This window comes from Allosphingosinicella sp. (assembly GCF_035626655.1).
Classification (GTDB): domain Bacteria; phylum Pseudomonadota; class Alphaproteobacteria; order Sphingomonadales; family Sphingomonadaceae; genus Allosphingosinicella.
The window spans coordinates 55,099-68,417 of the sequence record NZ_DASPNF010000009.1 but is presented as its reverse complement, the minus strand read 5'-3'; the positions used below and the strand labels follow the sequence as shown (position 1 = coordinate 68,417).

Below are 13,319 nucleotides of genomic sequence, written 5' to 3'. Positions count from 1 at the left end.
GGAAGCGCCCACGAACCCAGCCAACACGCGAACCGGAGGAGGAGCGAGATGAGCGACAGCGACCTCGAAGCCTCCGAAGCGGAAGGCCTGGCGGCAGCGCCGGCCGACGAGACCCGGCTCGACGAGGACGACCGGCTCCGCCCCGAATATGTCGACGAGGTGATCGAGCGGCTCGAGGCCGGCGATCCCGAGGGCGCCCGCGCCCTGGTCGAGCCGCTGCATCCGGCCGACATCGCCGATTTGTTCGAGCTGGTGGGCAGCGACCATCGCCGCTCGCTCGCCGCCGCTCTGGCCGACCTGCTCGACGGCGACGTGCTCGCCGAGATGAACGAGTGGGTGCGCGAGGAGCTGATCGACGAGCTCGAGCCGCACGAGGTCGCGGAGATTGCCGGCGAGCTGGAGACGGACGACGCCGTCGCGCTGATCGAGGATCTTGAGGAGGAGGAGCAGCGCGCCGTCCTCCGCGCGCTCGATCCCGACGACCGCGCGGCGATCGAGGAGGCGCTCTCCTATCCCGAGGATTCGGCCGGCCGCCTGATGCGGCGCGACGCGGTCGCCGTGCCCGAGCACTGGACCGTCGGCCACATCATCGACTTCCTCCGCGCCGGCGACGAGCTCACCACCGATTTCTGGGAGGTGTTCGTGGTCGATCCGGCGCACCGGCCGGTCGGCACCTGCCTGCTCTCCTGGATCCTGCGCACGCCGCGGCGGATCGCCGTCGCCGACGTCATGCAGCGCGAGCAGACCCTGATCCCGGTCGACATGGACCAGGAGGAGGTAGCGCTCCGCTTCCAGAAATATGCTCTGATCTCGGCGGCGGTGGTCGACCAGGCCGGGCGGCTGGTCGGCATGATCACCGCGGACGACGTCGCCCATATCATCCAGGAGGAAGCGAGCGAGGACGCGCTCCTGCTCTCCGGCGCCGGCGTCGAGGGCGACATCAACGAGCCCGTTCTCGATTCCTACAAGGCGCGGGTGCGCTGGCTGCTCGCCAATCTGGTCACCGCGCTCGTCGCCTCGACGATCATCAGCTTCTTCGAGGGCGCGATCACGCAGATGGTGGCGCTGGCCACCCTGATGCCGATCGTCGCCGGGGTCGGCGGCAATGCCGGGACGCAGACGCTCGCCGTGACGGTGCGCGCGCTCGCCACCAACCAGCTGACCCGGTCGAACAGCTGGCGCGCGGTCGGGCGCGAGATCCGGGTCGCTTTGCTCAACGGCCTCAGCGTGGCGCTGGTGATCGGCATCGGCGTCAGCCTCGTCTTCCGCAATCCCGCGCTGGGCGGCGTGATCGCGGCGGCGATGATGGCCAATATCGTCATTGCGGGCCTCGCCGGCGTGCTCGTGCCGCTGACCCTGGAAAAAGCCGGGGCGGACCCGGCCGTGGCCTCGTCCGTGTTCGTGACGATGACGACCGATTCGATGGGCTTCCTGGTCTTCCTCGGGCTGGCGGTGGCGTCCGGCCTGGTGGGTTGATCGCAAGCCCTTGGCTTCCCATTAAAATTCCGTGGCACATCTGCATCTCTCGAAGGTTGCGTTCAGTTGCGCGAGCGTCGACACCCTGGCCAGACGGCAGCAGTCGCGGCTTGCGGACGGCATCGTACCGCTGGTCACGCGGTTCATGCCGAAGCGCGCGGATGAGCTGATCGGCGGGTCGCTCTACTGGATCGTCAAACATCGGCTGATCGCCCGGAACCGGATCCTCGGCTTCGCGGTCCGCGAGAGCGACGGGCGGACCATCATCAGGCTCGATCCGGAACTGGTGCGCGTGCGCCTGCATCCGAAGCGCGCGCACCAGGGCTGGCGCTACCTCGCCGCGGCCGATGCGCCGCCCGATCTGGACGGGGAACCGGACGGGCTGGACGCGCTGCCGCCGGCTTTGCTCGGCAAATTAGCGAGCCTGGCCCTGGTCTGAGCCGCCGCAGCGGACGTTGGCCGCGCCCGGGCCGCTGAGCACGCAGGCCGGCGTGCCGCCGATCGTGACCGTGCCGAGGCCATAGGCATTGATCTCCGCGCGGCCATTCACCCGGAGGGCGACCGCGCCGACCGTGTTGGTGGTGATCGTGGCGGTGTCGGCGGCGAGATTGGCGGCGGCGACGCTGCCCGTGCCCTGGAACTGGCCGCGCACGCTCCTGGCCGTGCCCGCCACCTCCAGCGAGCCGGCGCCGAGCAGGCCGAGCGAGAGCGCGTCGGCGTCGAGCCCCGTGACCCTGAGCGTGCCGCTGCCCTCGACCATGAAGTCGATCGCGAGGCCGGCCGTGCCCGCGCGTGCGCCCCCGACGTCCAGCACGGCCGGGCCGAGCAGCCGCGCCGAGCGCAGGACGCGGGTGGTGAGCCGGATCGTGACCGGGCCGGGATCCGCCGCCGCATTCGCGCCCCAGAGGTTGCGGCGCGGGCGGATGCGCAGCGTCTGGCCGGTGGTCTCGATGCTCACCCGGTCGAGGCCCTCGCGCGAGCCGCTCGCGACCGCCGTCGTGGGCCGGCCGACAATGAGCTCGACGCGATAGGGGCCCTCGACGATCAGCCGGTTGAAGTCCGCGACCGGGATGGCGCGGTCGGCGGCCCGGGCCGGGGCGGCCAGAGCGGCGAGCGTCAGCAGCGCGAGGGTGAGGCGGGTCATGGGCGGACCATGACGCCTAATCGTGAATCGTCAATGATCGCGCCGAAGGCTAGCTGATATCGTTGCCGTCGCAGCTGACATGGCCGAGGCCGCTCCTCTGGACGGTGCAGCGCGCGCCACCCTGGATCGCGACGCTGCCGACGCCGGACAGCCGGACCTGTGCTGTGCCGGTCGCCCGAAGCTCGACGCTGCCGGTGCCGCTCAAGGCGACGGTCGCGTCCCTGGCTTCGAAGCCGTTCAGGTTGAGATTGCCGACCCCCCTGAGCGTCGCCTCAGCCTGCTGTGCCCCGCCGGCGGCGCGCATGCTGCCCGCCCCGGAGACGGTGAAGCTGGCACTGGCGACGCGTAGCTGGGCGATGTCGAGGTCGCCGGCGCCGCCGATTGCCGCGGTGAAGCGGTCGCCCTGGATGCGGTCGATGTTCATGTCGCCGGCGCCGGCGAGCGACGCGGCCTGCAAGCTGGGCACCGTGACCCGGACGGTCACGCCGCCCCGATTGCCCGACCAGCTGCCTTCCCGCATGCCGATGCGCAGCTCCCCACCGACGACCGCAATCTCCAGCCTCTCGATGAGGGCGGCATCGCCCTCGGCTCGAACCGACGGCTGCCCGCCGACCGCGACCAACACGTTGGCGGCGCCGGTGAGATTGATCTTGTCGAACGCGCCGACCTGAAAATCGCGGCTGGTCGCGGTGCCGGTCGAAGCGGCGCTGCCGCTCCCCTGGCCGCTCGCATTCTCCCGGGCGCCGGCGGTGCAGGCGGCGAGGATGGCGGAGGCCGCGGTGAGGAACAGGCTGCGCATCGGGTATCTCCTGCTGTGTTATCGATACAATACAGTTACAAATGTCGCAGGGCAAGCAGAAAAAAGGGCGGCCCGCTGCCGGACCGCCCCTTCGAAGTTCACGAACCTGACAGTTCCCATCGGGACCCGTCAGCGTCCCGTTCAGGCCTCGATGCGGATCTTGTGATGGACGACCGCGGCCTTGTTCAGGATGTCGAGCAATTTCTCGAGCGCCGCCTTCTCGTCGATCTCCTCCATCGCGCCGAGCTCGCGGGCCAGGCGGGTGGAGGCGGCCTCGAAGATCTGCCGCTCGGAATAGGACTGCTCGGGCGCGTCGTCCGGGCGGAACAGGTCGCGGACCACCTCGGCGATCGACACGAGGTCGCCCGAGTTGATCTTCGCCTCATATTCCTGGGCGCGGCGCGACCACATGGTGCGCTTCACCTTGGGCTTGCCCTTCAGGGTGGCGAGCGCCTCCTGCATGGTCTTGTCGGATGACAATTTGCGCATGCCGACGCTTTCCGCCTTGTTGGTCGGAACGCGCAGCGTCATCTTTTCCTTCTCGAAGCGCAGCACATAAAGCTCGAGCTCCATGCCCGCGATATCCGTGCTCTGCAGCTCGATCACACGGCCAACGCCATGCTTGGGGTAAACGACATAATCGCCAACGTCGAAGCTCAACGCCTTCGTTGCCATCAATGAGACCTTCCTATGGAATGCGGCCGCGAGAACGATTCAAAGTGCATCTGCCCCAAAAGACGCAGTTCGAAGGTCGTTGGCGCGGCAAATCTTTCTAACGATCAGCGGGACGCGGATGCGCAAACACCCGCTTCGAGAGCGCCTATATAGCAGGAAATTGCCGAGAAATCTAGCGCTGCGTTGCAACACGCAACCAAAGCGCCTGATTCAGATCAAGGCATCCTGGCGTGCAGCCCTCGATTCACGCTCCGGGCTGATTCAGCCTGAAACGATCAGGGCTGGGGCGGCGCGGGCGGCGGCGTCCGATTGGCGCGGGCCGCATCGACGCTGAGCGGGCCGGCGCCGGCGAAAACCAGATAGAGGAAGACGAAGCAGTAGAGGATCGCCGCGTCGCCGCCATTGTTGACGGGGAAGAAATTCTGCGGCGCATGCGCATACCAATAGGCGACCGCCATCGTGCCCGAGGCCAGGAAGGCGGCGGCGCGGGTGAACAGGCCGATGGCGATCAGCAGGCCGCAAACCAGCTCGATGATTCCCGCCCAGGCACCCAGATTGGCAAAGGTCCAGCCCATGCCCGCCGCGGGGCCCGGCGGGAAGCTCGCGAATTTCTGGAGACCATGTTCGAAGAAGAGGAGACCGGTGACGATCCTCAGGACCGCGAGCATGATCCCCGCGTTCATCAGTCGCCCTCGCCCGGATTGGCGGTGAAATATTTGTCGAACTTGCCTTCCTCGCCCTTATGCTCGTCGGCGTCGGCGGGGCTGTCCTTTTTGCGGGTGATGTTCGGCCATTCGGCGGAATAGGTGGCGTTCACCTCCAGCCACTGCTCCAGCCCGCTCTCCGTGTCGGGGAGGATCGCCTCGGCCGGGCATTCGGGCTCGCAGACGCCGCAGTCGATGCATTCGCTGGGGTTGATGACGAGCATATTCTCGCCCTCGTAGAAGCAGTCGACAGGGCAGACCTCGACACAGTCCATATATTTGCAGCGGATGCAGGCATCGGTAACGACGTAGGTCATGTCGGTCTTCTCTCCCCAGAGACCGGAATCCCTAGGCTTGGCCGGCTTCGCTCGTCAATTCCGAATAGAGCATGCGGGCTTCGGCGGCCGGGCCGCGGCGGAGGGGGAGCGCCTCGATCTTCAGCACGCGAACCGCGCCATGGCGGGCGAAGCTCAGCACGTCGCCGGTGCGGACCGGGGCATGGGCCTTGTCGACGACGCGGCCGTTGAGGCGCAGGCGGCCGTCCTCTGCCATGGCCTGCGCCAGGGCGCGGGTCTTCACGATGCGGGCGAACCAGAGGAACTTGTCGAGCCGCAGACTCCCGGGGGCTTCAGCCACGGCGGAGCTCGGCGAGGGCGGCGAAATGGTGCGAGCCCTTGTCCGGGCCGCGCGGCCGGCGGCGGCGCTCGCGGCCGCGCCAGACCCAGTAAGGCGCGGCCTCGCTGGGGCGGAAGCCGATGTCGCGCATCAGCTTCGCCACCGCCTCGGGCGCCAGGCCGAGCGAGGTGACGAAGGCGGGGTCGAGCGGCTCCGCTTCGTCGCCGGCGGCGCGGGCCTCATGGGCGCGGGCCGCGATCCGCTCGGCCATGTCGACGCGGATCATCTGCGGGCCGATCGCACGGAAGCCCAGCCGGCCGAGCAGGGCGCGGTCGGGCGGCGTCGGCAGGACCACGGCATTGTGCGGCGGCAGCGCCGGCATCTCCTGGCCAGAGGCGGCGGCGCGGAAGGCGGCGCGCCAGCGCATCGCCTCCGGCTTCAGCACCGCCGGCATGAACAGGTCGAGCGCGCCGATGCGGACGCCGAAGCCAGTCACCGCGCGCCTCTGCTCCTTGTCGAGCGCGCCGAGCGCGCCCGCGACCGCCTCGCGCGCGACGATCCCGCCCTCGTCGACGAGCAAGGCGAGGAGCGCGCGCACGGCAGGGGGCGCCCCGGGATCCTGCGCGGCATGGCCGGCGGCGCGCAGCGGGCCGAGCACCGCCTCGGCGCCGCGCCGGAGCCAGTCCTTGAGGCGCAGGATCACCGCCTCGCGGCCCTTTTCCGACACCCGGTCGATCCGCCGGTCGAGCTGGATGCGCGGCGAGAGCAGGTTCTTGCCGGGCCCGAGCCGCGCCACCTCGTGCCCGCGCCAGAGAATCGCGACCGGCGCGCCGGGCTCGGTGCGCAGGGTGAAATGCTGGTCCTTGTCGGCGACCAGAGCGGCGGCGCGCTTCTCATATTCATGGCCGAGCCGCCGCTCGGCGGTGGCGAGCAGCATCTTGCGGTCGGCATGGCGGGCCGTGGGATCGACCTCGAAGGAAAAGCCGTTGAGCCGGCCGATCGCATAGGTGCCGACGCTGACCTCGCCCTCCTCGTCGATCTGCACCGGGAATTCGCCGGCGCCCTTGCCGACATCGCGCATCAGGACCGAGGTCCGACGGTCGACGAAGCGCTGGGTGAGGCGCTCGTGCAAGGCGTCGGAGAGCTTCTCCTCCACCGCCATGGTGCGCTCGGCCATGGTCTCGGGATTGGCCAGCCAGTCCGAGCGGTGGGCGATATAGGCCCAGGTCCGGACGCTCGCGATCCGGTCGGCGAGCGTCTCGATGTCGCCCTGGACATTGTCGAGCCGGGCGACCTGCTCGGCATACCAGCTTTGCGGGATATGGCCGCCGCCTTCCGCGAGATGGGTGTAGAGGCGGGCGACGAGGCGACTGTGATGCTCGGGGCCGGTCTTGCGGAAGTCGGGCAGGCCGCAGGCGGCCCACAGCCGGCGCACGAGCTCCGGCGACGTCGCCCGCGCGATCACCTCGGGATCGGAGGAGAGCAATTTGAGCACCGACAGGTCCACCGCCTCGGGCGCGGCGCGGACCTCGCGGCGGACCGGGCGCCGCTCCAGCGACTTGATAAGATCCTCGACGCTGCGGAAGTCGAGACTGCTCTCGCGCCAGTAGACAAACTCCAGGGGCGCGAAGCGATGCTCCTCGATCCGCTCGATCTCCTCGGGCCGGAATTCGGCGAGCAGGTCGCCTTCCAGGGTGAGCGCGCCGAACGTGCCGTCGCGCTGGTGGCGGCCGGCGCGGCCGGCGATCTGCGCCATTTCGGCGGCGGTGAGGCGCCGGCGCCGATGGCCGTCATACTTGGAGAGGCCGGCGAAGGCGACATGGTCGACGTCCATATTGAGGCCCATGCCGATCGCGTCGGTGGCGACCAGATAGTCGACCTCCCCGGCCTGGTACATGGCGACCTGGGCGTTGCGGGTCCTGGGCGAGAGCGCGCCCATTACCACCGCCGCGCCGCCGCGCATCCGGCGCAGCATCTCGGCGACCGCATAGACCTGCTCGGCGGAGAAGGCGACGATGGCCGAGCGCGGCGGCAGCCGGGAAAGCTTGGCCGGGCCGACCCAGGACAGCGTGGAGAAACGCGGCCGGGTGGTGATCTCGGCGTCGGGCAGGAGGGCGCGAACCATCGGCTTCAGCGTCTCGGAGCCGAGGATCATCGTCTCCTCGCGGCCGCGGGCGTGGAGCATCCGGTCGGTGAAGACATGGCCGCGCTCGGGATCGGCGCCGAGCTGGCCCTCATCCAGCGCGACGAAGGCGAAATCACGCTCCATCGGCATCGATTCCGCGGTGGCAAGGAACCAGCGCGCGTCGCGCGGAACGATCTTCTCCTCGCCGGTGATCAGCGCGACCTGGTTCGCGCCCTTCAGCTTCACCACCCGGTCGTAGACCTCGCGCGCCAGGAGACGCAGCGGGAAACCGATCATGCCGGAGCTGTGCCCGCACATGCGCTCGACCGCCAGATGCGTCTTGCCGGTGTTGGTCGGGCCGAGAATGGCCTTCAGCGCGGCGTTCATCGCCCCAAGATCGTGAAGCCTGCGGCAAAGCGCAACTACCTATGCTACTCGCCCCGCGCCGCTTTCGCCCTGCCGCAGAGGGAGCGGGAGGCGGAAAAGCGTAATTTGACTTTAACCTGTTTTCTTCACAGTCCTGCCGCCAGCCGGGCGGGGTGCGCGGCGGGCTTTTCGGGTGCGCGGGGACCAGCCGGCCTTGTATCAGATAAAGGAACTCAGCGGCGTGACGGCCGGCGGCCGCGGACAGCTGGCGCTCGAGCTGCCGTCGCTGCGACAGCCGCCCCTGCTTCGCCAGAGCTTCGGTAGCAAGGGCCTGGCGCCGCGCAGCGGCCGCTTTGCCAATGTCGACCTGGTCGTCGATCTCGGCCAGCGGATCGGCTCGCGCGAATGGTTCCGCGGCCTCTTGACCTGCGGCGCGCTCTGCTATGGCGCCTGGGCGCTGAGCCCCGGCATCCAGCCGGTCCCGGGCGAGAGCCCCGCCCCCTATACCGATGTCCAGCTGGAGGCCGCGCAGGCGGTCTCGATCCAGCCTTTGGCCTATGGCGCCGGCACCGGCCGGCGGATGGCGGCGACCGACGCCGTCGAGCCCCTGAGCCAGAGTCCCGAGCGGCCGATCGTCGACCTGCGCGCCACCGTGGGCCGCGGCGACGGCGTCGCCACGATCCTGCAGCGCGCCGGCGTCGGCGGCAGCGAGGCCGACCATGTCGCCACCCTGCTGGCGAGCATCTCGACCGAGCTAAGGCCCGGCGCGACCGTCGACATCCGCCTCGGTCGCCGGCCGGAGCCGAGCGTGGCGCGGCCGCTCGAGCGGCTCGCCTTCCGCGCCCGCTTCGACCTGCGCGTCGAGATCGTGCGTGCGAACGGCCTGCTGACGCTGAACGAGATCCCAATCCGGGTCGACGAGACGCCGCTGCGCATCCAGGGCCGGGTCGGCGCCAGCCTATACCGCTCGGCGCGGGCCGCGGGCGTGCCGGCGCGCGTGGTCGAGGCCTATATCCGCGCGCTCAACACGCAGGTGCAGGTTCCCGCCGGGATCGGCGCGGGCGACATGTTCGACATCATCATCGAGCATCGCCGCGCCGCCACCGGCGAGGTCGAGACCGGGCAATTGCTCTATGCCGGCCTGATCCGGACGAGCGGGCGCAGCCTGCAGCTGATGCAATGGGCCAATGCCGACGGCCAGAGCCAGTGGTTCGAAGCGTCGGGGGCCGGGCGGCAGACGGGCGGCGGCATGACCCAGCCCGTGCCGGGTTCGGTCAGCTCCAGCTACGGCCTCAGGATGCACCCGATCCTCGGCTATGCGCGCATGCATCGCGGGCTCGATTTCCGCGGCGGCTACGGGACGCCGATCGTGGCGGTGGCCGACGGCACCGTCAGCCGCGCCGGCTGGGCGGGCGGCTATGGCAACCAGGTCCGGCTCAACCATGCCGGCGGCCTCGCCACCTCCTATTCGCATATGAGCCGGATCGCGGTCTCGCCGGGCACGCGCGTGCGGCAGGGGCAGGTGATCGGCTATATCGGCTCGACCGGCCTCTCGACCGGGCCGCATCTCCACTTCGAGACCTACCGGAACGGGGTGACGATCAATCCGCGCTCGGTGCGCTTCGTCGCCCGCTCGGCTCTGTCGGGGAGCGACCTGGCAGCGTTCCGCACGCGGCTGCGCGGGCTGCTCGGCACGCCGGTCGGCGCGGCGCAGGCGCAGTCGCGGCCTGCCTCGGCGTCCACGAGAAACCCCGCTTAGTCATCCCGGCGAAAGCCGGGACCCATGCACACGGGTTGAGAGGGCGGCCGAAAGCGCCTTCGCCCCTTCTTCCCGCAGCAAGGTTCAATGGGTCCCGGCCTTCGCCGGGATGACTCCGGGGACGGTGCGTTACCGCCCCTGGGCGCGCCAGCGCTTGACGACGCGGGAGACCATCGCCTCTTCCTCGCCGGTCTGCCTCCAGAGCGACGAGAAGAGCGGGTCGGACGAGGCCGGGCAGCGGTCGCGCTCGAGATCGTCGAAGCTGACCCGGATCGGGATCGAGACGCCCTCGCCGCAGACGATGCACTCCCGGTTCCTGAGCGCCGGGATGACGTCGAGGAAGCCGCGCGAGCCTTCCGGCATGGCCGACTTCACGAAGGCCTGGTCGCGGTCGTTGTTGAGGCGCATCGCGATGATCGTGCCGCATTGCGAGAGCACGCCCTCGGCAAGGTCGGACGGGCGCTGCGTGATCAGGCCCAGCGAGACGCCGTACTTGCGGCCTTCCTTGGCGATCCGCTCGAGGATCTTGCGCACCGCCTGGCCGGCCGAACTCTTGTCGGACGGGATGTAGCGGTGCGCCTCCTCGCAGACGAGCAGGACGGGGCGCTGCACCTCGGAGCGCGACCAGATCGCATAGTCGAAGACCAGCCGGGAGAGCACCGCGACCACGACCGAGACGATGTCGGAGGGGACGCCGGAGACGTCGATGATCGAGATCGGCTTGCCTTTGGCGGGCAGGCGGAAGATCTTCGAGATGAAGCTGCCCATCGTGTCCGCGATCAGCATGCCCGAGAACATGAACTGGTAGCGCGGGTCGGACTTCAGCTCGTCGATCTTGGTCTTGAGCCGCATGAAGGGCGCGGTGTCGGTGGCCTTGTTGAGCAGGCCCATCTCGGCGGTGATCGCGTTGGTGAGGTCCGACAAGGTGTAGGGGATGGGCGAATCCACGGTGAGCTTGGAGAGCCCTTCCGCCGCCCGATTCTTGGCGCGCGCCTGCAGCAGGCATTTGGCGAGGATGTCCATGTCCTGCTGGCGGTCGGCGCCCTGCGAGGTCACGAACACCTCGCAATGCTCCTCAAAGTTCATCAGCCAGTAGGGCATGGCGAGATTGTCGACGTTGAACAATTCGCCATGGCCCTTGAACGCGGCCGAATATTCGCCGTGCGGATCGACCATCACGATATGGCCCTCGGGGCTCATGTCGCAGATCCGGTGCATGATCAGGGCGGCGCTGGTCGACTTGCCGGTGCCGGTCGAGCCGAGCAGGGCGAAATGCTTGCCGAGCAGGGCGTCGACATAGAGGGCGGCGCGGACATCCTTGGTCGGATAGACGGTGCCGATCTCGACATGGGCGCGCTCGTCGGCGGCGAACATCTGCTTCAGGTCGTCGCCGGAGACCGGATAGGCCTTGCTGCCGGGGATCGGATAGGAGGTGATGCCGCGCTTGAAGTTGACGAGGCGGCCGGTCTGGCGGTCCTCGTCGCCCTCGCCGAGGAAGTCGATCTCGGCGGTGATGTTGCCGGCCTCGGCGTCCGTCACCTTCAGCTTGCGGACGTTGGCGAGCAGCCAGCGATTGCCGGCGCCGATCTTGATCTGGCTGCCGACCTGCCCGGACATGGCGATCGACGGGTCCTTGTCTTCGGCCAGCTCGAACAGGCGGTGGCCGGAAATCTCGACGCAGGCGCCGCTGCCCCCCACCTCGATGATCTGGCCGATCGGCTCATGGCGCGGAACGAGGCCGGGACGCGGCGCGGGCGGTACGGGCCCGGTCTCCGGCAGGTCGTCGCGTGCCGGGAAATTGTGCAGATTCATCGCGTCGGTCATTCGGGCGCCTCTGAGTGCTGGCACCGGTGTCTAGACGAAGAGAGTAAATAAGAGATTTCTCTTGTTTGGCGTGATGTTGCGGGGGCCCGGGGGAGCGGGCCGGCACAGCCTCCGCGCGGGCGGAAAATTAGGCGTAGCGGCGCTGGAAGAGCGCGCTCGCGCCCCAGCCGAGCAGCAGGGCCAGAGCGACGCAGACGATGCCGTAGGTCAGCGACCAATGTTCGGCAGCGTTGGCGACGAAGCCCTCGAAGCCCAGCTTCTCGATGCGGATGTCGCGAGCGGCGCCGGCGATGACCCGGCCGTTGGAGATCAGGAAGGTCTCCGCCGTATAATTGCCCACCGGCACGCGGGCGGGGATCCGGATGCGGGCGGAGTAGAGGACGCCCTGGCGGATCTCCACGCCGCTCGGATATTCCGCATAGAGCTGGTTGCGGCGCCTGAGGTCGATCAGGCCGGATTCGAAGCGGCGCATGACCTCGCTGGAGACGCCGCCGCCCGGAGAGAGCTGGAGATTGTCGAGGCCGAGCTCGTAGATCGAGGCGGTGCGCTCGTTGAGCAGCTGCGCAAGCGGCCGCGACGAGGCGACCGCGTAGAAGGCCGGGGCGGAGCGGAAGCGGACCCGCTCGACGTTCATCCAGATGCCGGCGACGCGCTGCTTCTCGCGGAGCACGATCCGCTCGAGCGGCCCCTTGACCACGACGGCGATGTCCGGCGGCCGCGCCGGGGTCTGGCCGCCGGGATAGAGGATCGCGCCGAACAGCAGCAATTCGGCTCCGGTGAAGGAATAGCGGATCTCGATATGCTCCTGCGACACGTCAGGCACGAGGCGCGGCTGCGCCTCGCGCGAGCGGGGCTGCGCCTGGCCGAGGATGAGCGGGGCGAGCAGGCCCAGCAGGATGATCCGCGCGCGCCTCACAGCATCTGCACCGTGTAAATCTCCTCCGGGCGGTAGGTGAGCTGGAGGCCGAGCCGGAAGGCGACGCCGAGGACGACGATGGCGAGGATCATGCGCAGCAATTCGGGCTTCATTTTCTGCGCGAGCCGGGCGCCATATTGGGCGCCGATCACGGAGCCGAGCAGCAGCAGCCCGGCAAGGACGATGTCGACCGAGCGCGTGGTCGTGGCGTGGACGATGGTGGTGATCGCGGTGACGAACAGGATCTGCAGCAAAGAGGTGCCGACGACGACGGCGGCTGACATGCCGAGCAGATAGATCATCGCCGGCACCATGATGAAGCCGCCGCCGACGCCGAGCAGGACGGTGAGCATGCCGGAGATGAAGCCGAGGCCGAGCGGCGCCAGCGGCGAGATGTAGAGGCCCGAACGGTAGAAGCGCCAGCGGAAGGGCAAGGCGGCGATGATCGGATTGTGCCGCCGCCGGCCGCGCTCGAGCGCCCGCTCCGAGGGCTTCAGGATGCCGAGCGCGGTCGCCGCCTCCTTCGCCATGAGGATTCCGATGGAGGAGAGCAGGACGACGTAGAGGATCGAGATGACGGTATCGATCTGGCCGAGCTGCTGGAGCAGGCGGAACAGGAAGCCGCCGAGGATCGAGCCCATGACGCCGCCGGCGATGATCACCGCGCCCATATGGACGTCGACGCCGCGGCGGCGGCGATGGGCGAGCACGCCGGAAATGCTGGTGCCGGTGATCTGCGTCGTCGCCGAGGCCACCGCCACGGCCGGCGGGATGCCGTAGAAGATCAGGATCGGCGTGGTCAGGAAACCGCCGCCGACGCCGACCATGCCGGTGAGCAGGCCGACCAGCCCGCCGAGGCCGATGATGACCAAAGCGTTCACCGACAGGCCCGCGATCGGCAGATAAAGGTCCATGG

13 protein-coding genes are annotated in these 13,319 nt (G+C 69.1%); 3 read left to right on the top strand and 10 right to left on the bottom strand.

All coding sequences use genetic code 11. The features are described from left to right. Nucleotides 1-48 precede the first annotated feature (48 nt). Both mgtE and VEC11_RS07915 read left to right on the top strand, forming a co-directional pair. The gene (gene mgtE, locus VEC11_RS07920) at nucleotides 49-1,476 is read left to right on the top strand and encodes a magnesium transporter (protein WP_464130155.1); all 1,428 of its coding nucleotides are present in this window, start codon (nucleotides 49-51) and stop codon (nucleotides 1,474-1,476) included. A 31-nt stretch (nucleotides 1,477-1,507) separates the two neighbouring features. Continuing rightward, nucleotides 1,508-1,915 (top strand): DUF1489 family protein, encoded by a 408-nt coding sequence (locus VEC11_RS07915; protein ID WP_464130154.1) that lies wholly within the window; start codon nucleotides 1,508-1,510, stop codon nucleotides 1,913-1,915. On the opposite strand, the gene VEC11_RS07910 is transcribed toward VEC11_RS07915, so the two are convergent. The 7 genes from VEC11_RS07910 to VEC11_RS07880 form a co-directional block, all read right to left on the bottom strand. Continuing rightward, on the bottom strand, nucleotides 1,892-2,620 hold the full coding sequence (locus VEC11_RS07910; RefSeq protein ID WP_464130153.1) for a GIN domain-containing protein: 729 nt from the start codon (nucleotides 2,618-2,620) through the stop codon (nucleotides 1,892-1,894). The two genes, VEC11_RS07915 and VEC11_RS07910, sit on opposite strands and share 24 nt — an antisense overlap. Nucleotides 2,621-2,669: 49 nt before the next feature. Beyond that, the gene (locus VEC11_RS07905; protein WP_464130152.1) at nucleotides 2,670-3,419 is read right to left on the bottom strand and encodes a head GIN domain-containing protein; all 750 of its coding nucleotides are present in this window, start codon (nucleotides 3,417-3,419) and stop codon (nucleotides 2,670-2,672) included. Between the two features lie 141 nt (nucleotides 3,420-3,560). Next, nucleotides 3,561-4,094 (bottom strand): CarD family transcriptional regulator, encoded by a 534-nt coding sequence (locus VEC11_RS07900; RefSeq protein ID WP_464130151.1) that lies wholly within the window; start codon nucleotides 4,092-4,094, stop codon nucleotides 3,561-3,563. A gap of 275 nt (nucleotides 4,095-4,369) precedes the next feature. Further along, a complete protein-coding gene (locus tag VEC11_RS07895; RefSeq protein WP_464130150.1) occupies nucleotides 4,370-4,777 on the bottom strand; it encodes a DoxX family protein in 408 nt (135 codons plus the stop codon). Further along, nucleotides 4,777-5,115 carry a ferredoxin FdxA gene (fdxA, locus tag VEC11_RS07890; protein WP_464130149.1) on the bottom strand — a complete coding sequence of 113 codons (339 nt, stop codon included), beginning with the start codon at nucleotides 5,113-5,115 and terminating at the stop codon, nucleotides 4,777-4,779. The genes VEC11_RS07895 and fdxA overlap by 1 nt, the downstream gene beginning before the upstream one ends. 31 nt (nucleotides 5,116-5,146) lie before the next feature. Next, nucleotides 5,147-5,434: an RNA-binding S4 domain-containing protein gene (locus VEC11_RS07885; RefSeq protein ID WP_464130148.1), complete on the bottom strand. Its 288-nt coding sequence runs from the start codon at nucleotides 5,432-5,434 to the stop codon at nucleotides 5,147-5,149. Continuing rightward, the gene (locus tag VEC11_RS07880) at nucleotides 5,427-7,925 is read right to left on the bottom strand and encodes a helicase-related protein (RefSeq protein WP_464130147.1); all 2,499 of its coding nucleotides are present in this window, start codon (nucleotides 7,923-7,925) and stop codon (nucleotides 5,427-5,429) included. The genes VEC11_RS07885 and VEC11_RS07880 overlap by 8 nt, the downstream gene beginning before the upstream one ends. A 220-nt stretch (nucleotides 7,926-8,145) precedes the next feature. Between VEC11_RS07880 and VEC11_RS07875 the strand changes: the two genes are divergently transcribed. Continuing rightward, complete coding sequence (locus VEC11_RS07875; protein ID WP_464130146.1) at nucleotides 8,146-9,663, top strand: M23 family metallopeptidase; 1,518 nt, start codon at nucleotides 8,146-8,148, stop codon at nucleotides 9,661-9,663. A gap of 129 nt (nucleotides 9,664-9,792) precedes the next feature. Here VEC11_RS07875 and VEC11_RS07870 read toward each other — a convergent pair whose 3' ends face one another. The 3 genes from VEC11_RS07870 to VEC11_RS07860 form a co-directional block, all read right to left on the bottom strand. Then, nucleotides 9,793-11,487, bottom strand: coding sequence for an ATP-binding protein (locus VEC11_RS07870; RefSeq protein WP_464130145.1), 1,695 nt, complete (start codon nucleotides 11,485-11,487; stop codon nucleotides 9,793-9,795). 127 nt (nucleotides 11,488-11,614) lie between these two features. After that, on the bottom strand, nucleotides 11,615-12,403 hold the full coding sequence (locus VEC11_RS07865) for a TIGR02186 family protein (protein WP_464130144.1): 789 nt from the start codon (nucleotides 12,401-12,403) through the stop codon (nucleotides 11,615-11,617). Then, nucleotides 12,400-13,317 carry a sulfite exporter TauE/SafE family protein gene (locus VEC11_RS07860; RefSeq protein ID WP_464130143.1) on the bottom strand — a complete coding sequence of 306 codons (918 nt, stop codon included), beginning with the start codon at nucleotides 13,315-13,317 and terminating at the stop codon, nucleotides 12,400-12,402. Before VEC11_RS07860 ends, VEC11_RS07865 begins: the two co-directional genes overlap by 4 nt. Between the last annotated feature and the right edge of the window lie 2 nt (nucleotides 13,318-13,319).

Excerpts from the sequence above, each read along its gene's own strand:
- VEC11_RS07895 (WP_464130150.1), bottom strand. The coding sequence starts at position 4,777 with ATGAACGCGGGGATCATGCTCGCGGTCCTGAGGATCGTCACCGGTCTC.
- VEC11_RS07870 (WP_464130145.1), bottom strand. The coding sequence starts at position 11,487 with ATGACCGACGCGATGAATCTGCACAATTTCCCGGCACGCGACGACCTG.
- VEC11_RS07860 (WP_464130143.1), bottom strand. The coding sequence starts at position 13,317 with ATGGACCTTTATCTGCCGATCGCGGGCCTGTCGGTGAACGCTTTGGTC.
- mgtE (WP_464130155.1), top strand. The coding sequence starts at position 49 with ATGAGCGACAGCGACCTCGAAGCCTCCGAAGCGGAAGGCCTGGCGGCA.
- VEC11_RS07880 (WP_464130147.1), bottom strand. The coding sequence starts at position 7,925 with ATGAACGCCGCGCTGAAGGCCATTCTCGGCCCGACCAACACCGGCAAG.
- VEC11_RS07905 (WP_464130152.1), bottom strand. The coding sequence starts at position 3,419 with ATGCGCAGCCTGTTCCTCACCGCGGCCTCCGCCATCCTCGCCGCCTGC.
- VEC11_RS07910 (WP_464130153.1), bottom strand. The coding sequence starts at position 2,620 with ATGACCCGCCTCACCCTCGCGCTGCTGACGCTCGCCGCTCTGGCCGCC.
- VEC11_RS07900 (WP_464130151.1), bottom strand. The coding sequence starts at position 4,094 with ATGGCAACGAAGGCGTTGAGCTTCGACGTTGGCGATTATGTCGTTTAC.
- fdxA (WP_464130149.1), bottom strand. The coding sequence starts at position 5,115 with ATGACCTACGTCGTTACCGATGCCTGCATCCGCTGCAAATATATGGAC.